At 69.4% G+C, this 20,173-nt stretch carries 18 protein-coding genes; 11 read left to right on the top strand and 7 right to left on the bottom strand.

The window, feature by feature from the left end:
• Position 1: 1 nt before the first annotated feature.
• From AC07PV_RS00610 to AC07PV_RS00590, 5 genes are all read left to right on the top strand, one after another.
• Complete coding sequence (locus AC07PV_RS00610; RefSeq protein ID WP_494629074.1) at positions 2-1,618, top strand: AMP-binding protein; 1,617 nt, start codon at positions 2-4, stop codon at positions 1,616-1,618.
• 132 nt (positions 1,619-1,750) lie between these two features.
• A complete protein-coding gene (locus tag AC07PV_RS00605; RefSeq protein WP_218294647.1) occupies positions 1,751-2,968 on the top strand; it encodes an acyl-CoA dehydrogenase family protein in 1,218 nt (405 codons plus the stop codon).
• A gap of 128 nt (positions 2,969-3,096) precedes the next feature.
• Positions 3,097-4,089, top strand: a complete 993-nt coding sequence (locus AC07PV_RS00600) for a Bug family tripartite tricarboxylate transporter substrate binding protein (protein ID WP_494629072.1) — start codon at positions 3,097-3,099, stop codon at positions 4,087-4,089.
• A 308-nt stretch (positions 4,090-4,397) separates the two neighbouring features.
• The gene (locus AC07PV_RS00595) at positions 4,398-4,766 is read left to right on the top strand and encodes a hypothetical protein (protein ID WP_218294645.1); all 369 of its coding nucleotides are present in this window, start codon (positions 4,398-4,400) and stop codon (positions 4,764-4,766) included.
• Positions 4,767-4,951: 185 nt separating this feature from the next.
• Entirely contained in the window at positions 4,952-5,341 is a 390-nt protein-coding gene (locus AC07PV_RS00590; RefSeq protein ID WP_494595970.1) for a VOC family protein, read from the top strand.
• A gap of 122 nt (positions 5,342-5,463) precedes the next feature.
• On the opposite strand, the gene AC07PV_RS00585 is transcribed toward AC07PV_RS00590, so the two are convergent.
• From AC07PV_RS00585 to AC07PV_RS00570, 4 genes are all read right to left on the bottom strand, one after another.
• Positions 5,464-6,633: a c-type cytochrome gene (locus AC07PV_RS00585; RefSeq protein ID WP_492253401.1), complete on the bottom strand. Its 1,170-nt coding sequence runs from the start codon at positions 6,631-6,633 to the stop codon at positions 5,464-5,466.
• A gap of 9 nt (positions 6,634-6,642) precedes the next feature.
• Positions 6,643-7,446: an ABC transporter ATP-binding protein gene (locus AC07PV_RS00580; RefSeq protein WP_494629071.1), complete on the bottom strand. Its 804-nt coding sequence runs from the start codon at positions 7,444-7,446 to the stop codon at positions 6,643-6,645.
• The gene (locus AC07PV_RS00575; protein ID WP_492804841.1) at positions 7,440-8,525 is read right to left on the bottom strand and encodes an ABC transporter permease; all 1,086 of its coding nucleotides are present in this window, start codon (positions 8,523-8,525) and stop codon (positions 7,440-7,442) included. The genes AC07PV_RS00580 and AC07PV_RS00575 overlap by 7 nt, the downstream gene beginning before the upstream one ends.
• Before the next feature lie 192 nt (positions 8,526-8,717).
• The gene (locus AC07PV_RS00570) at positions 8,718-9,746 is read right to left on the bottom strand and encodes an ABC transporter substrate-binding protein (RefSeq protein ID WP_218294640.1); all 1,029 of its coding nucleotides are present in this window, start codon (positions 9,744-9,746) and stop codon (positions 8,718-8,720) included.
• A gap of 161 nt (positions 9,747-9,907) precedes the next feature.
• Here AC07PV_RS00570 and AC07PV_RS00565 point away from each other — a divergent pair, with 161 nt between their 5' ends.
• Positions 9,908-10,573: a cysteine dioxygenase family protein gene (locus tag AC07PV_RS00565; RefSeq protein WP_494629070.1), complete on the top strand. Its 666-nt coding sequence runs from the start codon at positions 9,908-9,910 to the stop codon at positions 10,571-10,573.
• A gap of 31 nt (positions 10,574-10,604) precedes the next feature.
• Entirely contained in the window at positions 10,605-12,206 is a 1,602-nt protein-coding gene (locus tag AC07PV_RS00560) for a rhodanese homology domain-containing protein (RefSeq protein ID WP_494629068.1), read from the top strand.
• A 79-nt stretch (positions 12,207-12,285) separates the two neighbouring features.
• Here the strand turns inward: AC07PV_RS00560 and AC07PV_RS00555 are convergent, their stop codons facing one another.
• Positions 12,286-13,218 (bottom strand): aldose 1-epimerase, encoded by a 933-nt coding sequence (locus tag AC07PV_RS00555; protein WP_494629067.1) that lies wholly within the window; start codon positions 13,216-13,218, stop codon positions 12,286-12,288.
• A 22-nt stretch (positions 13,219-13,240) separates the two neighbouring features.
• Positions 13,241-14,173: an SMP-30/gluconolactonase/LRE family protein gene (locus AC07PV_RS00550; RefSeq protein ID WP_494629466.1), complete on the bottom strand. Its 933-nt coding sequence runs from the start codon at positions 14,171-14,173 to the stop codon at positions 13,241-13,243.
• A 131-nt stretch (positions 14,174-14,304) separates the two neighbouring features.
• On the opposite strand from AC07PV_RS00550, the gene AC07PV_RS00545 reads away from it, so the two are divergent.
• Entirely contained in the window at positions 14,305-15,099 is a 795-nt protein-coding gene (locus tag AC07PV_RS00545) for an SDR family NAD(P)-dependent oxidoreductase (RefSeq protein WP_494629066.1), read from the top strand.
• A gap of 177 nt (positions 15,100-15,276) precedes the next feature.
• On the opposite strand, the gene AC07PV_RS00540 is transcribed toward AC07PV_RS00545, so the two are convergent.
• Positions 15,277-16,239: a LysR substrate-binding domain-containing protein gene (locus AC07PV_RS00540; RefSeq protein WP_218294635.1), complete on the bottom strand. Its 963-nt coding sequence runs from the start codon at positions 16,237-16,239 to the stop codon at positions 15,277-15,279.
• A 118-nt stretch (positions 16,240-16,357) separates the two neighbouring features.
• Here AC07PV_RS00540 and AC07PV_RS00535 point away from each other — a divergent pair, with 118 nt between their 5' ends.
• The 3 genes from AC07PV_RS00535 (at position 16,358) to chvE (ending at position 20,066) form a co-directional block, all read left to right on the top strand.
• Positions 16,358-17,812 (top strand): aldehyde dehydrogenase family protein, encoded by a 1,455-nt coding sequence (locus AC07PV_RS00535; protein WP_494629064.1) that lies wholly within the window; start codon positions 16,358-16,360, stop codon positions 17,810-17,812.
• Between the two features lie 77 nt (positions 17,813-17,889).
• Positions 17,890-18,855, top strand: a complete 966-nt coding sequence (locus AC07PV_RS00530; RefSeq protein ID WP_369642702.1) for an ABC transporter substrate-binding protein — start codon at positions 17,890-17,892, stop codon at positions 18,853-18,855.
• Positions 18,856-18,995: 140 nt separating this feature from the next.
• Entirely contained in the window at positions 18,996-20,066 is a 1,071-nt protein-coding gene (gene chvE, locus AC07PV_RS00525; RefSeq protein ID WP_494595988.1) for a multiple monosaccharide ABC transporter substrate-binding protein, read from the top strand.
• Positions 20,067-20,173: the final 107 nt, after the last annotated feature.

Below are 20,173 nucleotides of genomic sequence, written 5' to 3'. Positions count from 1 at the left end.
GGTGTTTCAGGAGACAGCCATTACCACCCCCTCCCCCCTCCCTCCCCGCGCGGTCGCCAACGTGGGCGCGCTTGTCGCCAGGAGCGCCCGGACGCACGCCCGGCGCGTGGCCGTGAAGAGCCCCGCGCGCAGCGTCACCTATGCCGAGCTGGAGCAGCGCTCCAACCGCCTGGCCAACGCCCTGCTCGGCCTGGGCCTGGCGCGCGGCGACCGCGTGGGCATCTACCTGCCCAACTGCGTGGAAATCGTCGAGATCGAGATCGCCTGCTACAAGGCCGGGCTCGTCAAGGCACCCTTCAACGCACGGCTGTCGCCCGCCGAAGTGGGCGCCGTGGCGGCCAACAGCGATGCCGCCCTCATCGTCACCACGGCCGAGCGGGCCGAGGCCATCCGCCCGCACGTGGAGCAGGCACTGCAGGGCGGCATGCCTCGCCTGCTGCTGCTCGATGGCGCAGGTGCCGCAAGCTACGAGGCCGCACTGGCGCAGGCCAGCGATGCCTTCAGTCCCGTGCAGGTGCACGAGCACGAGGTGGCCGTGCTGCACTACACCTCGGGCTCGTCGGGCGTGCTCAAGGCGGCCATGCAGACCTTTGGCAACCGGCTGGCGCAGCTGCGCAAGTTCCTCACGCGCTCGGACGGACAGCAGCCCGGGCACATCCTGGGGCTGGTGGGGCCGATCACGCACGCATCGGGCATGCAGATCGTGCCCGCGCTGTGCCAGGGCGTGACCATCCGCCTGTTCAACGGCTTCGAGCCCGCGCGCTTCATCGCCGACATGCGCGCCGACCGCGTGACGCACACCTTCATGGTGCCCACCATGATCAACATGCTGCTGGCCGAGCTGGAGGGCCAGTACCGCCCCCTGCCGGACCTGCTGCGCCTGGGCTATGGCGCCGCCCCCATGGCGCCCGCGCGCATCCTGAAGGCCATGGACGTGTTCGGCCCCATCCTGCAGCAAGGCTATGGCGCGGGCGAGACGACCTCGGGTGTCTGTGGCCTGTCGGTGGAAGACCATCTGTTTGCCCGCGCCGCGCGGCCCGAGCGCCTGGCATCGTGCGGGCGGCCGTTCCTCGAATGCGACGTGCAGATCCTGGGCGACGACGGCCGGCCCGTGGCCACGGGCGAGATCGGCGAGATCGTGGTGCGCGGCGACGACGTCTTCGCGGGCTACTGGCGCGCGCCCGAGCTCACGGCCGAGGTGCTCAAGGACGGTGCGTACCACACGGGCGACCTGGCCCGCATGGACGACGAAGGCTTTGTCTACATCGTGGACCGCAAGAAGGACATGGTGATCAGCGGCGGCTTCAACGTGTACCCCTCCGAGGTGGAAGCCGTGCTGTACCAGCACGACGCGATCGCCGATGCCTGCGTGTTCGCCGTGCCCGACGACAAGTGGGGCGAGGCCGTGGCCGCGCACGTGGTGCTCAAGCCCGGCCACACGGCGGGCGACGAGGTCAGCGCCGCCATCGACGCCTTCTGCGCGCAGCACCTGGGTGGCTTCAAGCGGCCCCGGCGCATCGAGTTCGTGCCCACGCTGCCCAAGAACCCCAACGGCAAGGTCATGCGCCGCGCGGTGCAGGCCCCCTACTGGGAAGGCCGGGGCCGCATGGTGAACTAGAGAGCGGCATCCCCCCGAGGCGCCGCGCGCCCTGGCGCGTCCGCCAGAGGCGGCCCTCGCCCCGCGTCCGCGGCACCGGGCCGCGCCAGTTTCCACATCCAGTCGGCACCACAACCGACAAGGAATCTCGACATGAACAACCACGACATCACCTCCCCCATCCCCGCGCCACTGTTTCCGGGCGTGCCGTTCGAAGGCTCGCCGCAGGCGGCCGAGCTGATCACCCGCATCAACGAGTACCTGCACGGCGAGCTGGCCGCGCTGGCGCGCGAGCATGGCATCGACCACGAGAACAGCCCCGGCAAGGCGCTGCTGCGCCAGGTGTGGAAACGTTCGCACGCGCTGGGCTTCTACGGCATGACGCTGCCTCCGCAGATGGGCGGCCTGGGCCTGTCGGTGCTGGACCATGTGCTCGTGAAGGAAGCGATCTATGCCAGCGGCTCGCCCTTCGCGCCGCATGTGTTCGGCGAGCTGAGCGGCCCGCCGCGCGTGGGCGCGCTGGCGCGCGTCGCCACGCCGTTCCAGCTGCAGAACTTCATCCTGCCCGTGGCGCAGGCCGACATGGCGATCTGCTTTGCGCTGACCGAGGCCGAGGCGGGCTCGGACGCGGGCAACGTGCAGACCCGCGCCGTGAAGGATGGCGACCACTACGTGCTCACCGGCGAGAAGCGCTTCATCTCGGGCTCGCCCTTTGCCGACTATGCGGTGCTGATGGCCTCCACCGCCACCGATCCGGCGCAGCGCGAGGTGTCCGCGTTCTTCGTGGACCTGCATGCGCCCGGCGTGCGCGTGCAGGCGGGCTACAAGACCATGGCGGGCCAGACGAGCACGGGCAACATCGCCCTGGACGGCGCGCGCGTGCCGGCCACCCACCTCATCGGCGAGCCGGGCCGGGGCCTGGCGCTGGCGCTGGGCCGCATCACCGTGAACCGGCTACTGCACTGCCCCGCCATGCTGGGCCTGGCCCAGGTGGCGCTGCGCGATGCGCGCGACTACGCGCAGCAGCGCCAGCAGTTCGGCCGCGCCATCGGGCAGTTCCAGGCCATTCAGCACATGCTGGCCGACATGGCGACCGACTGGGCCGCCGCGCGCGGGCTGATGCTGGCCACCGCCCGGCAGATCGACGCGGGCGGCGATCCGCGCGCGCAGGCAGCGATGGCCAAGCTGTTCTGCTCGGAAGCGGCGTTCCGCATTGCCGACCGCGCGGTGCAGATCCACGGCGGCGAAGGCATCGTGCAGGGCCGGCGCGTGGAATTCCTGTTCCGCATGCTGCGCATGTACCGGGTGCTCACGGGCACGAGCGAGATCCAGCGCAACACCATCGCCAAGGAATTGCTGGCAGCCCCCTGAGCGGCTGCGCCGCCGCTGCGGCGCGCAGGCCCCGGCCCGGGCCAGGCCAGTTGCTCCGGTCCGCCATACCGCCACAACGGTGCCCAGTGCGCGAGCGCACCCACCCGACAATCACAAGGAGACAAGACATGACAACCCATTCCCCATCCTCCCCGCGCCGCCGCGCCCTGCTGGCCGCCAGCCTGCTGCCGCTGCTGGCGGGCCCGCCCGCCCTGGCCTCCGCCCCCTGGCCCAGCCGCGCCATCAAGTGGGTGGTGCCCTATCTGGCCGGCACGGGGCCCGACACCACGGCCCGCATCGTGGCCGAGGCCGTGTCCAGGGAACTGGGCCAGCCCGTGGTCATCGAGAACCGTGGCGGCGTGGGCGGCAACCTGGGCGCGCGGCAGGTGGCCAAGGCCGCGCCGGACGGCTACACCTGGATCTACTCGGGCTCGCCCATGGCGGCCAGCATGCGCATGTACAAGGCGCCCGGGTATGACGTGCTCAAGGACTTCCGCCACGTGATCGGGCTCACCAGTTCCGACACCACGGTGATCGTGCACGCGAGCTCCGACATCCGCACGCTGGAGCAACTGCTCACCCGCATGCGCGCCCAGCCGGGCAAGATCGACTACGCGTCGGGCGGCATCGGCACCCCGTCGCACCTGGGGGTGGAGATGCTGCTGAGCGTGGCCCAGGCCGAAGCCACCCACGTGCCCTACAAGGGCGCCTCGGAGATCGTGAATGCCGTGATGGGCCAGCAGGTGACTTTCGGCGCCCCCATCACCTCGGTGGCGTACGCCAACATCCAGGCTGGAAAATTGCGGGCCCTGGCCGTGACCGGCCCCCGGCGCAACCCCAAGCTGCCGGGCGTGCCCACGCTGGCGGAGCTGCAGGTGCCCGGCGTGGAGCTGACGTCGTGGGGCGGTGTCTCGGTGCCCACCGGCACGCCCGACGCCATCGTCGCGCGCGTGCGCGCCGCCCTCGATGCCGCGCTCAGGCAGCCCGCCGTCGTGAGCGCGCTGGAAGAACAGGGCGGCCAGGTCTTCGTGCAGGACAGCGAGGCCTTCACACGCGCTTTCGGCAAGGAAATAGCGTTCACGGAAACCATGATGAAGAGGGCGCGGCTGGAGCCGATGTAGCGGCGGCCGGCCGTTTCTCGCCAACGCTTCTCCTTTTATAGCAACTACCGCTGGATGGATGGTCGGCAGCGGCACTTTTCATACCCAAACCCTGGCTGCGGCGCGGCCGCCGCGCGTTCGCACCCTTGCGCCACGGGCCGGCCCCGGGGCCGCCCGCTCCTTGCCCCCCGTCAAGCAGGCCCGCGCCACGGGCATTTGTCCGACAGGCGGCCGATTCCTTGGATGGCGGGCAGCGCGCCCCCCCCGTCCAAGAATGAATGCAGCGAGTGACATTGCTCGCCTGCCCGCAACACGACAAGGAGAGCCCCATGAACACCCTCTCGAATCCCGTGGCCGAGGAAAAACCCATCGACCCCGACCTGGCCGCACAGGCCGTGCCCGGCCACGGCGTCCCCTCGCAGGACCCCGACCCCGCCGCGCAACATACCCTGAGCCCGAGTGAATCCGAGCGCGAGTCCAAATCCGCCCTGATGGGGGGCGGCATGATGGCCGGAGCCGCCGCCGGCGCGGCCGTGGGCGTGGCGGTGGCCGGGCCCGTGGGCGTGTTCGTGGGCGGCACGGCAGGCGCCATTGCCGGCGCCCTCGGCGGCGCGGCCGTGGGCCAGGTGGTCGAACCCGAAGCGCCCAAGGAGCCCGCGGACGAGGCCGCCGAGCCGGGATACATAGAGAAGCCCTAGCTTTCTCGCCGCCCGTGGCCCGCCATTCCCTGTACAAAGCCCGCATTCGCGGGCTTTTGTGCTTCGGGGTGGCGCGGTGGCGGCGCGAAGCCGTACCGTGGAGAATCCGGCCCACAGGCCGCCGGAATCCAGGGAGGTTCCGGCCCGGCAGCCCCTCCCCCCACGAAAACCGCGAGGAAGAACCCATGCAAATCACGCTCTCCAGCCTGTTCGTCGAAGACCAGGACCACGCCCTGCACTTCTACACCACGGTCCTTGGCTTCGAGAAGAAGCATGACATTCCCATGGGCACCTTCCGCTGGCTCACCGTGACATCGCCGGAAGGCGCCACGGGCGTCGAGCTGGTGCTGGAGCCCATGGCCTTCGCGCCCGCGCGGGTCTACCAGAAGGCCTTGTTCGAGGCGGGCATTCCGGCCACCGCGTTCATGACCCATGACATCGATGCGGAGTTCCGCAGGCTTTCGGAGCGGGGCGTGGCGTTCCGTGGCACGCCCCTGGCCATGGGGCCCATCAAGGCGGTGCTGTTCGAGGACACGTGCGGCAATCTCATCAACCTGGTCCAGCCGGGAGTGTGAGCCACCGAGGCCGTGGCGAAATGCTATCTCATTGATAGCTATCAGCGCTTATCCAACGGCGCTGCAAGCCGTTTTCATTCATTTTCCGGGCCCTGGCCCCACGGCGGCCCAAGGCCCGGTGCTCAGTGGGGAAAGCCTCCTCGCACAAGGCGCACCGGCTCGGCGTCCATGCGGCGTATGAGCGCCTGCAGGCCATCCACCGGCGCCGTGGCGGCCCCGACCGGCGGCGCGGGCGCGGCGGTGGCCCGGCAGACCAGGTCGTCCTCGGACCACGCGGCCTTGCCGGGCTGGCCCCGCGCACGCAGCCAGCCCGCGCGGTCCACGATCAGCTGGTAGCCCGGCAGTTCGGCGGCAGACACGCCCAGCACCAGGGCCAGCGCCTGCTCCACGGCGCTTTTGTGCTGCGGATCGCCCTGCGGCTGGCACTCGGCATCGGCGCCCGCCGGCAAGGCGCCCGCCACCAGGGTGACCAGGCGCGGGTCATCGGCCACCAGCGGCACGCCCGGGCCCGCCACGGCCACACGCACGCGCTGGCCCACCAGGTCCCGGCTCTGGCGGGCCCGGCCATGGCGGCACTGCACGGCCATGCCGGGCAGGCGCACGGGCCGGTCCCAGGTGCCGGCCTCGCGCAGCATCTGCCCTGCGGCATGGGCCTGCAGGTAGTCCAGCACGTCCCAGATTTCTTCGTCGCGCAGCGCGCTGCCCACGCCCGGCATGGTCTGCACGCCGGCGCGGTTGTGCATGCCCTCGCGCACACGCCAGAACAGCTCGCCGTCGAGCCGCTTCCACAGCAGCGCGCCGTTCAGGTTGGGCGGCCACTGGGCCAGCTGCGGGGCATCGGGGCCTTCGCCCCGGCCATCGGCGCCGTGGCAGCGCACGCAGTGCTGCTGGTAGACAGCCTGGCCGCGGACGATGCCCCCGGCAGCGAAACCGGTGGGCGACTGGTGCAGGCTGGTGGGCACGGCGGGCGCGAGCAGCAGGTGCGCCTGGGGCCAGGGGGCAAACACCAGCAATGCGGCCGCCAAGGCGATCAGCCACGGGCGCGCGCGCTGGAAGGGCAGCGACACCGCCAGGGCCAGCAGCGCGGCCCCCGCGCACAGCAGGGACAGCAGCACCTGCCGCGCGTGGCCCGCGTCCACCGCCAGCATCTCGGCCGCGATGCGGTGCCCCCACGGCCATGCGGGCTGGCCATGGACTTCCGGCGCCAGGCCCAGCGCATGCAGCACCGCGCGCAGGCCCTGCTGCGCGGCGAGCAGGCCTTCGAGCAGGCCGTTCAGCAGATCCGGCGACAACCCGCTGGCCTACCAGCTCGCACCCAGGCCCAGCAACGCCAGGGCCTCGTGGCGCAGGGCCGCAAGGCGCGGGTCGCCGCGGTGGCGCGGGTAGGGCAAATCGTTCACCAGCACCTGCTGGATGCGCGCGGGCCGGTCGGAGAACACCACCACGCGCTGGGCCATGAAGAGCGCCTCTTCCACATCGTGCGTGACCAGCAGGGCCGAGAAACCCGTGCGCAGCCACAGGTCCACGAGCTCGGTCTGCATGGTCAGGCGCGTGAGCGAGTCGAGCTTGCCCAGCGGCTCGTCGAGCACCAGGAGGCTCGGGTCGTTGACCAACGCACGGGCCAATGCCACGCGCTGCGCCATGCCGCCCGACAGCTGGTGCGGGAAGGCCTTGGCAAAGTCCTGCAGGCCGACCAGGCGCAGCGCTTCGTCCACCCGGTGGCGCTGCTGGCGCAGGATGCCGCGCGCCTGCAGGCCCAGGGCCACGTTGTCCCACACGGTGCGCCAGGGAAACAGCGTGGGGTCCTGGAAGACCACGATGCGCGAGGGATCGGGGTCGGTGATGGGCGCGCCGTCCTGCAGCAGCTCGCCCGTGGTCGCGGGCTCCAGCCCCGCCACCAGGCGCAGCAAGGTGCTCTTGCCGCAGCCGCTGGGCCCGAGCAGGGCCACGAACTCGCCGGGGGCGATGGACAGGTCCAGCTCGTCGATCACGTGCAGCGGGCCGGCGGGCAGGTCGAACCAGTGGCTGACATTGCGCACGTCGATGCGTGCGCCCGTCACCTTGGCTCCCACACCCGCTTCAGGGGCGGTCGCGGTGCTCACCATTTCACCACCCCCTTCTGCCACGACAGCACCCGGTCGCGCAGCACGAACAGCAAGGTGATCACGCCCGAGAACAGCAGCGCCATCACGATCAGCGCGGCGTACATGTTGGGGTACGCCGCCCAGCCCTGGGCCCAGGTCAGGTACCAGCCCAGGCCGGCCTTCACGCCCAGCATCTCGGCCACCACCAGGGTGGAGAACGCCGCGCCCAGGCCCATGAACAGGCCCACGAACACCTGCGGCAGCGCCGCCGGGATGGCCACGCGCAGCACCAGGAACCAGGGCGACGCGCCCATGGTGCGCGCCACGTCGTAGTAGTTCTTGTGCACGCCCGCCACGCCCGACCAGGTGAGGATGGCGACCGGGAAGGCCGTGCCCAGCGCGATCAGGAAGATCGCCGTGGACCAGCTCGACGGAAAGAAATAGAAGCTCACCGGCAGCAGCGCCGTGGTGGGCACGGGGCCCAGGATGCGCAGCACCGGGTGGATCCAGTAGCTGGCCTGGCGCGACCAGCCGATGAGCACGCCCGTGGTGAAACCCGCCGCCGCGCCGATGGCGATGCCCAGCGCCAGCAGGCGGACCGATGCGCCCGCGCTTTCCAGCAGGCGCGCCCAGTCGGTGGCGTAGACCTCCACCAGGCTTTGCGGCGGTGCGAAGAACGGGGGCGGCAAGGTGCCCAGCTTGGCGGTGAACACCTCCCACACCGTGAGGCCGGCGGCGATGGCCACCAGCCAGGGGCCGGCCCGCCGCACCTTGTGGCCCACGGGCCCCAGCGCGCCCGCAACGAACGCCAGCACCGCCAGAAGCACTGCCACGGCACCGGCACCGATGGCGAATTCTTCGGTGAATGCCCACTCGCTGAAGCCTGCCGGCTTGTTGGGCCACAGGTAGGTCAGCAGGCCCAGCGCCGCCCAGGCGGCGGCGGCCAACAGGCCCGTCCGCCAGAAGGCGGGAATGGGCCGGGCCGCGCCGAATGCGGCGGGCGCGGCCACCTTCGCGGGAGGCGCCGCGGGGCGTCGCGCCCGGGGCGCCTCGGCCACGGAATTGGGCGCTGGCAGGATATGGTCGGCAACGGTGCTCATGGCAAACTCCGGTGAATGTCAGCTCGTGTGGCGATGCGCATCGCCCACAACCCGTGAAACTGGCGCGCCCACAGCCAGTGCGCCCGCGCAAGGGGCACCGCACCGCGCCGAGCTGGGGGCGTCCTCCTCCCGCATTGCGCGGCAATGCGAGAGAGGGGTGAAGGCGCGAAGCGACTCAGGGAATGCGCCACTTCAGGCCAGCACGTCGGCATGCACGTGGGCGGCGAAACGTGCGGGATCGGTGGAGGGCTTGAGCACCCCCACCAGCTTGAAGTCGCGCGCGTAGAACTCGATCTCCTGGCGCAGGGCCGTGCCCACGGGGTGGCTGCGGTGCGTGAGCGTGCCCAGCACGGCGCGCAGGTCGTCCTGCGGCACCTTGGAGTAAGGGCTGAAGATGCGCGCCGTCTCGTTCGGGTTGTCGGCCACGAAGTCCGAGGCCTCGATGATGGCGCGCGTGAGGGCCGCGGCCGTGCCCTTGTCGTTGCGTACCAGGGCGCCGCTCACGCCGAGCACGCAGCAGGTCTTGGCCGCGTACTCGCCCGAGAGGTTGGAGGCCAGGTCCACCAGGCCCTTGGTGCGGCGCTGGATCAGCAGCAGGTTGGGGTCGCCGTCGGCAATGGCCTGGGCCTCGCCCTTTTCCACGGCCAGGCCCAGCATGTCGCCGGGGAACTGGCGCCATGTCACGTCCTTTTCGGGGTTCAGGCCGGCCTTGGTGAGCAGCACCGAGAAGAAGTTCTTGCCCGGGCTGTTGAGGTCCGACACGGCAATGGTCTTGCCCTTGAGCTTTTGCAGGCTGGTCACGCCCGCCGCTTCGTAGCCCACCAGGCGCGAGCAGCCGCCGTGCGAGCTGCCCACCAGCTTCACGTCGAAGCCCGACTCCAGCGGCTTGATCCAGCGGTGCACCATGCCCAGGCCGGCGTCGGCCTTGGAGGTGGCGATGGTCTCCAGCAGCTGGTCGGTGGAACCGGCGAAGTTGACCAGCTCGACCTTGAGGCCGTGCTTTTCGAAGATGCCACGCTCGATCGCCACCGGGGCGGCCGACAGGCAGATGGCATTGGCGTTCCACGCCAGCTTCACCTCGCGCAGCTTGCCGGCGGCCAGCACGTGGCTGCCCACCACGCCCGAGGCGCCCACCACCGTGGCCGCGCCCGTGGCCCGCAGCAACTGCCGGCGCGACCAGCGCGCTTCTCCCCCACCCAGAATCTGACCCTTGTTGTTCATGCCCTGCACCTTTTGTGTGAAAAAGACAAAATGGCCGCGCATCCGCAGCCCGCTGACCGCATTGCATGCGCACGGGCACCAAAAGAGAACGAAGAAAAACGGAGATGCATATGCAAAAGATTCCGCACACCCCCGCGCCGGACACTGGTGCAATACAGCGCATGAATGCCCTCGCCTCCACGGCCCTGCCGCAGCCCGCCTCCTGCGCGACACCAACGTCCACAGCGCCCGACACCGCCCGCCTGCGCCACTTCGTGCAGCAACTGGCCGCGCTGGTGGAAAGTACGCCGCCGGAGCCAGAATTGCTGGCGCGCGGCGGCGCCCTGCTGGGCGCCCTGGTGGCCCACGACGACTGGCTGCCGGCCGCGTTTGCGCAGCCGAACCCCGACCGCTACCAGCAGTACCTGCTGCATGCCGATGCGCTGGGCCGCTTCTCGGTGGTGAGCTTTGTGTGGGGCCCGGGCCAGGCCACGCCCATCCACGACCACACGGTGTGGGGCCTGATCGGCATGCTGCGCGGCGCCGAAGATTCGCAGGCATTCGCCCGCACCGCCGATGGGCGCTGGGCGCCAGAGGGCGCACCGCACCGGCTGCGGCCCGGCGATGTCGATGCCGTGTCGCCCACCATCGGCGACGTGCACCGGGTGAACAATGCGTGGGAGGGCCAGACCTCCATCAGCATCCACGTGTATGGCGCCAACATCGGCGCCGTGCAACGCAGCGTGTACCTGGAAGACGGCACGGCCAAGCCCTTCATCTCGGGCTACAGCAATGCGACGCTTCCGAACATCTGGGACCTGTCCCGCAGCCCGGCGCCCTCGGCCTGAACCTGTTTTCGAAGACCCGTACGATTTCCCCATGACTGCTTCCACTATTCCAGAGACTTCCGTCCTCCAGGTCCGCGAGGCCCTGCTCGCCCGCGAGGAAATCGCCCTGCTCGACGTGCGCGAGGAAGACCCCTATGCCCAGGGCCACCCGCTGTTCGCCGCCAACCTGCCGGCCAGCAAGATCGAGCTGGAGGCCTTCGCGCGCATTCCCCGCCGCGACACCCTCATCGTGGTCTACGACGATGGCGAGGGCCTGGCCGAACCCGCGGCACGCACGCTCCAGCAGCTGGGCTACACCCGTGTGACCCTGCTGGCGCGCGGCCTGCAGGGCTGGCGCGATGCCGGGGGCGAGCTGTTCATCGACGTGAACGTGCCCAGCAAGTCCTTCGGCGAGCTCGTGGAGGCCGAGCGCCATACGCCCTCGCTCGCGGCCGAGGAAGTGCAGGCCCTGATCGATGCCCAGGCCGACGTGGTGGTGCTGGACGCGCGCCGCTACGACGAGTACCACACCATGAACATCCCCACCGGCGTGAGCGTGCCCGGCGCCGAGCTGGTGCTGCGCGCGCAGGCGCTCGCGCCCAACCCGGCCACGCAGATCATCGTGAACTGCGCGGGCCGCACGCGCAGCATCATCGGCACGCAGTCGCTGGTGAACGCGGGCATCCCCAACCCCGTGGCCGCCTTGCGCAACGGCACCATCGGCTGGCTGCTGGCCGGGCAGACGCTGGAACGCGGCGCCAGCCGACGCTTCGACCCCGCCGTGCACATCGACCGCAATCAGGCACCGCAACAGGCGCGCAACGTGGCCGACCGGGCCCGCGTGCAGCGCGCCCAGGCCGGCGACCTGGCCCGCTTCGCGGCCGAGGCCGGCCGCACCACCTACCTGCTGGACGTGCGCACGCCCGAGGAGTTCGCGGCCGGCCACCTGCCCGGCTTTCGCAACACCCCCGGCGGCCAGCTGGTGCAGGAGACCGACCACACGGCCGCCGTGCGCGGCGCGCGCCTGGTGCTGGTGGACGACGACGGCGTGCGCGCCAACATGAGCGCATCGTGGCTGGCCCAGATGGGCTGGGAAGTGTGGGTGCTCGACGGCGCGCAGCCGGCGGATTTCAGCGAGACCGGCGCCGTGGCCAACACCGTGCCCGAACCCGAAGGCCCCATCGCCTGGGCCACCCCCGCCCACCTGGCGGCCTGGCTGCAAGACGGCGGCGCCGACCACACGGCCGTGCTGGACCTGACCACCAGCGCCAACTACACGCTGCGCCACATCCCCGGCGCGTGGTTCGTGATCCGCTCACAGCTCGCGCAGGCCGTGCAGTCCATCCCGCGCGCGCAGCGCTATGTGCTCACCTGCGGCAGCAGCCTGCTGGCCCGCTATGCCGCGCAGGACCTGGCCCGCCTCACGGGCGCCCCGGTGCATGTGCTCGAGGGCGGCACCCTGGCCTGGATCGCGGCCGGCCTGCCGCTGGAACATGGCGAGACACGCCTGGCCTCGCCCCGCATCGACCGCTACCGCCGCCCCTATGAAGGCACCGAGAGCCCGCGCGAAGCCATGCAGGCCTACCTGGACTGGGAGTTCGGCCTGGTGGAGCAGCTGGGGCGCGATGGCACGCACGGCTTCAAGGTGCTGTGACCAGGCCACCAGGCGCTCCACATTTCATAGCTGCCAGCGCCTTCTCCAAAAGCGCTGGAGCCATTTTTCATGTTGATTCTCAGCCATCCAGGCGGCCGTGGCGCCACTGCACGTTCAGCGCCAGCGTCTGCCCCTGTGCCAGCGTGCGCAGGCCGGGCTGCCCAGGCTGGTGAAAGGCGTCAATGGGCTGGGTGATGGGCTCGAAGCAGAACGCGGGCCCCTGCGGCGGGCGGTAGATGAGGCAGAAGTGCCCCGCCGCGCCGCCATCCTGCGCGAAGTCGGGCATGTGCGCGGTGAGCTGCAGCCCCCGCTCCGGCCATTCGATGCGCGCCGTGCCGCCCCAGCCGGTGTAGGCGTTGTCGATCAGGCTGCCGTGGGCGGAGATGCCTTCATTCAGGTTCCAGCCTGGCGGGAACCGGGCCGTCAGCTCCGTGGGCAGCGGGTCGGCCCCGCTGAGCCAGACGGCCCCCACCGGCGCGCTGATGCGCGTGCCGGGCGTGCGCGGAAACCAGGGGTGCAGGCCCAGGCCGTAGGGCAGCGGCTGTGCGCCCAGGTGCCGCACCTGTACCGACTGGTCCAGGCCGCCCTCCACCAGCCGGAAGGTCTGCACGCACTCGTACTCGTAGGGGTTGCCGTCAAAGCGCTCGGAGCGCATCTGCATCTGCAGCGTGTCGGGCGCGGGCTGGGCCATCTCCCAGGGCTGCAGCCAGCCATCGCCGTGGATGGGGTACGGCTCGCCAGCGCGGTTGGGCCGCACGGGATGGAACCGCCCGGCGTGCGTGAAGCCGCCGCCGCTGATGCGGTTGGACCAGGGCACCATGGCGAAGGAGGCCATCTTGTACAGATCGGGCGTGGCCCCGTCCCAGGGGCGCCAGAGGTCGATCCGGCCGCCGGGCTGCCCGGGGGCGTCGATCTGCCAGGCGGCCACGCTGCCGCCCAGCGAGGGGACCAGCCCCAGGTGCTGGCCCGCGTGGCTCAACCAGGTGATGGGGTGGGTGGTGGCGTCGCTCATGCGCATGCTTTCGTGAAGGAGGTCAGCCGCCGAACAGATGGGCCGGCACGCCGGGGCTGTCGATCTCGATGGCAAACACGCTGCCGGCCAGCGGCTGTGCAGCGAGCTGCTCGGGCGTGAGGCCGACCCGCGCGGTGGTGATGAACAGCGTGCGCAGGTCCGCGCCGCCAAAGGCGCAGGTGGTGACCTGGCCCGCGGGCAGCACCACGCGGCCCAGTTCCTCGGCCGTCTCGGGGTCGTGGCAGGTCACGCAGTGGCCGCCCCAGTGGGCGATCCAGAGGCGGCCCAGGGCGTCCGTGGTCATGCCGTCGGGCAGGCCGTCCTCGGCACTGAAGCATTTCCACATCTGCTTGTGGGAAACGGTGCCTGCGGCCGCATCGAAGTCGTAGCGCCAGGTGATGGAACTGAGCGTATCGTTGAAGTACAGGCACTGGCGGCCCTCCGCCAGGGCCCAGGTGGGCCCGTTGGTCACCACAAAGCCCTCGTCATGGCGCGTGCAGCGGCCGTCGGGGTCGTAGCGGTAGAGCGCGCCGGTGGGCAGCTGGCAATCAAAGTCCATGCTGCCGCCCCAGAAGCGGCCCTGCGCGTCGCACTTGCCGTCATTGAAGCGGTTGCCCGGCAGCTCGGCCGCGGGCTGGTGCAGGTAGTGCGGGGCGCTGTCGGTGGCCGGGTCGAACAGCGCGAAGCCGCGCCGCAGGGTGATGATGAGGCCGGGCGCGTCCCGGCGCTCGGCCAGGGCCGAGATCTCTTCGTCGAAGCGCCACTGCCTCTGCACGCCCGTGGCCGGGTCCAGCCGGTACAGGCGGCAGCCCAGGATGTCCAGCCAATACACCACCTGCTCCCGCACGGACCATACAAGCCCCTCCCCCAGCTGCGCATCGGCTTGGACCACGCAGCGCAGGGGCCCCGTGAGGGTGGGGACGGGAAATCGCGACGGCGCAGCGGCCGCTGCCATGGGATTCTGGTTGCTCAAAGCTTGTCTCCTGTTTGTTGTTTACCTGCCTGCCTCTTGACGCCGGGCATCTTATCAACGTCAATTGATGCATGGAATGATTATTTTTGGAATTTTTCGATATACAAATTGCAATGACAACTGATATCCATATCCCCTCCCAGCCCACGCTCGCCCAGTTTCCCAGCCTGCAAGGCCGATCGGTCTTCGTCACGGGCGGGGGCAGCGGCATCGGCGCGGCCATCGTCGCGGCGTTCGCCGAACAGGGTGCGCGCGTGGCCTTCGTGGACGTGGCGCGCGAAGCCAGCGAGGCGCTGGCCCAGCAGATCGCCGACGCGGGCCATGCCCGGCCCTGGTGGCAGGTGTGCGACGTGCGCGACATCGCCGCGCTGCAGGACTCCATTGCCCGTGCAGCGGCAGCGGTGGGCGATTTCTCGGTGCTGGTCAACAACGTGGCCAGCGACGACCGCCACACGCTGGAATCCGTGACGCCCGACTACTACGACGAGCGCATGGCCATCAACGAGCGCCCGGCCTTCTTCGCCATCCAGGCCGTGGTGCCCGGCATGCGCCGCCTGGGCGCGGGCTCGGTGGTCAACCTGGGCTCCACGGGCTGGCAGGGCAAGGGCGCAGGCTACCCCTGCTATGCCATTGCCAAGTCGTCGGTGAACGGGCTCACGCGGGGCCTGGCGCGCACCCTGGGCCAGGACCGCATCCGCATCAACACCGTGTCGCCCGGCTGGGTGATGACCGAGCGCCAGATCAAGCTCTGGCTCGACGCCGAGGGCGAGAAGGAACTGGCGCGCAACCAGTGCCTGCCCGACAAGCTGCGCCCGCACGACATCGCGCGCATGGTGCTGTTCCTGGCGTCCGACGATGCCGCGATGTGCACCGCGCAGGAATTCAAGGTCGACGCCGGCTGGGTGTGATTCGGACCATCCCCCTGAGTCGCTTCGCACCTTCCCCCTTCTCTCGAATGGCTGCGCCATTCGAGAGAAGGGGGACACCGCCAGCGCGGCGGGGCGGCCCTTGCGCGGCGGTCCCGGCCTATGCCGCGCCAGTATCGAGCGGCACCGACAAGCACAAGCTCCGACAGGGAAGCACGCTCAGTCTCCCGCTTCCAGCCGGCGCCCGTACTGCACCAGGCTGGTCTGCTTGAGCGCTTTCATCATCACCTTGGCCGCGGGCGACAGCAGGCGGTCGCTGCGGGTGATGATGCCGAAGGCGTCCATGTGGCAGGGCATGGCCAGCGGCAGGATCGACACCATGCCGTGCGATGCGTAGTAGTGCGCCACGTCGGCCCCCACCACGGCGATCATGTCGCTTTGCTGCAGCATCCGCGTCATGAACAGCAGGGCCGCGGTCTCCACCACGTTGACCGGCGGCGCCAGCCCCTCCTGCTGGAACATCAGGTCGAAGCGGTGCCGCAGCACGCTGCCCGCGGGCGGCACGATCCAGCCCGCGGCCAGCACGTCGCGCAGGGCCAGGCCCGGCACACCCAGCAGGGGGTGGCCCGGGCGGGTCATGGCGCAGACCAGTTCCTCGCTCAGCGGCTCGTAGCGCAGGTTGGCCTTGTCGTGCTCCTCGAACAGCCGGCCCACCAGGATGTCGAGCTTGCCCTGCTCCAGCCGGTCCATCAGCACCGGGCTGGTCTCGATATCGAGCGAGATGCGCAGGCTCGGGTGCTCCTGCTTGACCAGGGCCACGGCGGCGGGCAGCAGGCTCAGGCCCGGCGAGGTGATGGCCCCGATGCCCACCTGGCCGAAGTGCCCGGTCTTGAGCGCCGCCAGCTCCACATGGGCCTGGTTCAGGCTGGCCAGCGCCATGCGCGCGTGGCGGATCATGGTCTCGCCATACCAGGTGGGGCGCATGCCGCGCGGCAGGCGCTCGAACAGCGAAACCTCCAGCACGTCCTCCAGGTCCTTGAGCAGCTTGGAGGCCGCCGGCTGGGTCATGCTGAGCACCTGGGCCGCGCGGTGGATGTTGCCCTCCTCGGCCAGGGCCACCAGCAAGAGCAGCTGGCGCGTCTTCAGGCGTGCGCGGATGAACCAGTGGTTGTAGGTGCTCATGGGGTTTTCCAGAATGCGTGGACGTATATGTATTTTGTCAAAAAAACTATTAGATTGATATCTAAATCGATCTTAGACTTTGCCGCACATCCGCACCAAGGTTCTTTCCCAGGTTCCCATGAAACTCGGCGACACACAGCAGCTCACCCCCCGGCACCTCATCAATGGGCGCTGGGAGATCGGCACCACCACCGGGGTGAGCACCAACCCGTCGGACACCCGTGAGGTGGTGGCCGAATACGCCCGGGCCGACCGCAACCAGACCGAACGCGCCATCCGCGCCGCCGCCGACGCCCTGCCCCACTGGAGCCAGAGCAGCCCCCAGCGCCGCGCCGACGTGCTCGACCTGATCGGCAGCGAACTGCTGGCGCGCAAGGACGCGCTGGGCACGCTGCTGGCCCGAGAGGAAGGCAAGACCCTGCCCGAGGCCGTGGCCGAGGTGGCCCGCGCCGGCCAGATCTTCAAGTTCTTTGCCGGCGAGGCGCTGCGCATCCCGGGCGAGCTCATGGCGTCGGTGCGCCAGGGCGTGCAGGTGGACGTGACCCGCGAGCCCGTGGGCGTGGTCGGCATCATCGCGCCCTGGAACTTCCCGTTCGCGATCCCGGCCTGGAAGATCGCCCCCGCCCTGGCCTATGGCAACACGGTGGTGTTCAAGCCCGCCGAGCTGGTGGCCGCCTGCGGCTGGGCCCTGGCCGAGATCATCAGCCGCTGCGGCCTTCCGGCCGGCGTGTTCAACCTGCTCATGGGCAGTGGCCGCGAGGTCGGCCAGACCCTGGTGGAACACCCGCTGGTGAATGCGATCAGCTTTACGGGATCGGTCGATACCGGAGACCGTATCCTCAAGTCGGCCACGGCACGCCGCACCAAGGTGCAGCTGGAGATGGGCGGCAAGAACCCGCTGGTGGTGCTGGCCGACGCCGACATGGACCAGGCCATCGACTGCGCGCTGCAGGGCTCGTACTTTTCCACCGGCCAGCGCTGCACGGCATCGAGCCGGCTGATCGTCGAAGCCAGCGTGCACGATGCCTTCGTGGACCGGCTGCGCCAGCGGCTCGTGGCCCTGAAGGTGGGCCATGCGCTCGAACGCGGCACCGAGATGGGACCGGTCGCGGACTCCAGCCAGCTGGAGCAGAACCTCTCTTATGTGGAGATCGCCCGGAGCGAGGGCGCCCAGCATGTCTGGGGCGGCGAGCGGCTCGAACGCGCCACGCCCGGGCACTACATGGCCCCGGCGCTGTTCCTGGCCAGGCCCGAGCACCGCATTGCGCGCGAGGAGATCTTCGGCCCCGTGGCCTGCGTGCTGCGCGCCGACGACTACGAGCATGCGCTGGCACTGGCCAACGACACGCCCTACGGCCTGTGCGCGGGCATCTGCACCACCTCGCTCAGGCACGCCATGCATTTCAAGCGCAACGCCGTGGTCGGCATGACCATGGTCAACCTGCCCACGGCGGGGGTGGACTTCCACGTGCCCTTCGGCGGGCGCAAGGAGTCGAGCCACGGCCCGCGCGAGCAGGGCCGCCACGCCGCCGAGTTCTACACCACCGTCAAGACCGGCTACATGCTCGCCTGAAACGCCCGCTTCCCTTTCCCGCAGTGCATTTCTTTCTTCCACAACAGCGTCAACAACAGACAGACAGGAGACAAATGATGAAACTGAACCGCCGGACCCTCGTATCCGCCCTTGCCTGCGCCCCCGTTGCCGGGCTGCTCCCGGGCGCCGCCTGGGCCCAGAAGCCCATCGTGCTGGGCTTCAGCCAGGTGGGTGCCGAGAGCGAGTGGCGCACCGCCAACACCGAGTCGATCAAGTCCGCGGCCAAGGAGGCCGGCATCGAGCTCAAGTTCTCCGACGCCCAGCAAAAGCAGGAGAACCAGATCAAGGCCATCCGCTCCTTCATCGCGCAGAAGGTGGATGTGATCGCCTTCTCGCCCGTGGTCGAGTCGGGCTGGGAGAACGTGCTGCGCGAGGCCAAGGCCGCCAAGATCCCCGTGGTGCTGACCGACCGCTCGGTCAACGTCAAGGACCAGTCCCTGTACGTGACCTTCATGGGCTCGGACTTCGTCGAGGAAGGCCGCAAGGCCGGCCGCTGGCTGGTGGACAAGATGAAGGACCAGAAGGGCGACATCAACATCGTCGAGCTGCAGGGCACCGTGGGCTCGGCCCCGGCCATCGACCGCAAGAAGGGCTTCGAGGAAATCGTCAAGGCCGACCCCAAGTTCAAGATCCTGCGCTCGCAGACCGGCGACTTCACGCGCGCCAAGGGCAAGGAGGTGATGGAAGCCTTCCTCAAGGCCGAGGGCAAGAAGATCAACGTGCTGTACGCGCACAACGACGACATGGCCATCGGCGCGATCCAGGCCATCGAGGAAGCCGGCCTCAAGCCCGCCAAGGACATCACCATCATCTCCATCGACGCGGTCAAGGGCGCCTTCGAGGCCATGATCGCCGGCAAGCTCAACGTGAGCGTGGAATGCAGCCCCCTGCTGGGCCCGCAGCTGATGACGGCCGTGAAGGACATCAAGGCCGGCAAGGCGGTGCAAAAGCGCATCGTGACCGAGGAAGGCATCTTCCCGATGGAAGTGGCCGCCGCCGAGTTCCCCAAGCGCAAATATTGATGCCCTCTGCGTCGCTGCGCGCCTTCCCCCTCAGGGGGAAGGCGCCAGCGCGGCGGCACTGGCCTGGGGCGCGCCAGTTTCACAGATAGCGGACATGGCATAGGCCAACATCAAAAAACATAGAACCTGGAGACAGATAAATGAAGCGCGAAATTTTCAAGGCCGTGCTGGCCACCGTGGCGCTGGCCGCCGTGGGCGCGACCCCACTGGTCCATGCCCAGGACAAGGGCAGCATCGGCATCTCGATGCCCACCAAGTCCTCGTCGCGCTGGATCGCCGATGGCGACAACATGGTCAAGGTGCTCAAGGAGCGCGGCTACAAGACCGACCTGCAGTACGCGGACGACGACATCCCCAACCAGCTCGCGCAGATCGAGAACATGATCACCAAGGGCGCCAAGGTGCTGGTGATTGCCTCCATCGACGGCACCACGCTCTCGCGCGTGCTGCAGAACGCGGCCGACAAGGGCGTGAAGGTCATCGCGTATGACCGGCTGATCAAGGGCTCGAAGAACGTGGACTACTACGCCACGTTCGACAACTTCCAGGTCGGCGTGCTGCAGGCCACGTCCATCGTGGACAAGCTGGGCCTGAAGCAGGGCAAGGGCCCGTTCAACATCGAACTCTTCGGCGGCTCACCCGACGACAACAACGCCTTCTTCTTCTACGACGGCGCGATGAGCGTGCTGCAACCGTACATCGACAGCGGCAAGCTGGTGGTGCGCAGCAAGCAGACGGGCATGAACAAGGTGGGCACCCTGCGCTGGGACGGCTCGGTCGCCCAGGCGCGCATGGACAACCTGCTGTCGGCCTACTACGGCAAGGACAAGGTGCATGCCGTGCTCTCGCCCTACGACGGCCTGTCCATCGGAATCCTGTCGTCCTTGAAGGGCGTGGGCTACTGCACCGCCCAGCAGCCCTGCCCCGTGGTCAGCGGGCAGGACGCCGAGGTGCCATCGGTCAAGTCCATCCTGAAGGGCGAGCAGTCCTCCACCGTGTTCAAGGACACGCGCGAACTGGCCAAGGTGGCCGCCAACATGGTGGACGCCACGCTGTCGGGCAAGCAGCCGGAGATCAACGACACCAAGACCTACCACAACGGCGTGAAGGTGGTGCCCTCGTACCTGCTCAAGCCCGTGTCGGTGGATGCCTCCAACTGGAACGCGGTGCTGGTGGGCAGCGGGTACTACAAGGAATCACAAATCAAGTAGGCATGCCAGGCTTCGGCACGTAGAGCCGCCGTCCGCCTGGCACCTCTGGTGCCTAGCGGACGGCATGCAACCGGGACGGGCCCGCAGCCCGCCAAAAGACTGAGAGA

It is taken from the genome of Acidovorax sp. GW821-FHT09A11 (assembly GCF_059418365.1).
This window is presented reverse-complemented; position numbering and strand designations above follow the sequence as displayed.

Bases quoted from the DNA above. Each gene is read 5' to 3' on its own strand.
- AC07PV_RS00580 (WP_494629071.1), bottom strand. From the start codon at position 7,446: ATGGTGAGCACCGCGACCGCCCCTGAAGCGGGTGTGGGAGCCAAGGTG.
- AC07PV_RS00560 (WP_494629068.1), top strand. From the start codon at position 10,605: ATGACTGCTTCCACTATTCCAGAGACTTCCGTCCTCCAGGTCCGCGAG.
- AC07PV_RS00600 (WP_494629072.1), top strand. From the start codon at position 3,097: ATGACAACCCATTCCCCATCCTCCCCGCGCCGCCGCGCCCTGCTGGCC.
- AC07PV_RS00575 (WP_492804841.1), bottom strand. From the start codon at position 8,525: ATGAGCACCGTTGCCGACCATATCCTGCCAGCGCCCAATTCCGTGGCC.
- AC07PV_RS00545 (WP_494629066.1), top strand. From the start codon at position 14,305: ATGACAACTGATATCCATATCCCCTCCCAGCCCACGCTCGCCCAGTTT.
- AC07PV_RS00590 (WP_494595970.1), top strand. From the start codon at position 4,952: ATGCAAATCACGCTCTCCAGCCTGTTCGTCGAAGACCAGGACCACGCC.
- chvE (WP_494595988.1), top strand. From the start codon at position 18,996: ATGAAGCGCGAAATTTTCAAGGCCGTGCTGGCCACCGTGGCGCTGGCC.
- AC07PV_RS00540 (WP_218294635.1), bottom strand. From the start codon at position 16,239: ATGAGCACCTACAACCACTGGTTCATCCGCGCACGCCTGAAGACGCGC.
- AC07PV_RS00530 (WP_369642702.1), top strand. From the start codon at position 17,890: ATGAAACTGAACCGCCGGACCCTCGTATCCGCCCTTGCCTGCGCCCCC.
- AC07PV_RS00595 (WP_218294645.1), top strand. From the start codon at position 4,398: ATGAACACCCTCTCGAATCCCGTGGCCGAGGAAAAACCCATCGACCCC.
- AC07PV_RS00535 (WP_494629064.1), top strand. From the start codon at position 16,358: ATGAAACTCGGCGACACACAGCAGCTCACCCCCCGGCACCTCATCAAT.
- AC07PV_RS00565 (WP_494629070.1), top strand. From the start codon at position 9,908: ATGAATGCCCTCGCCTCCACGGCCCTGCCGCAGCCCGCCTCCTGCGCG.
- AC07PV_RS00570 (WP_218294640.1), bottom strand. From the start codon at position 9,746: ATGAACAACAAGGGTCAGATTCTGGGTGGGGGAGAAGCGCGCTGGTCG.
- AC07PV_RS00605 (WP_218294647.1), top strand. From the start codon at position 1,751: ATGAACAACCACGACATCACCTCCCCCATCCCCGCGCCACTGTTTCCG.
- AC07PV_RS00550 (WP_494629466.1), bottom strand. From the start codon at position 14,173: ATGGCAGCGGCCGCTGCGCCGTCGCGATTTCCCGTCCCCACCCTCACG.
- AC07PV_RS00555 (WP_494629067.1), bottom strand. From the start codon at position 13,218: ATGAGCGACGCCACCACCCACCCCATCACCTGGTTGAGCCACGCGGGC.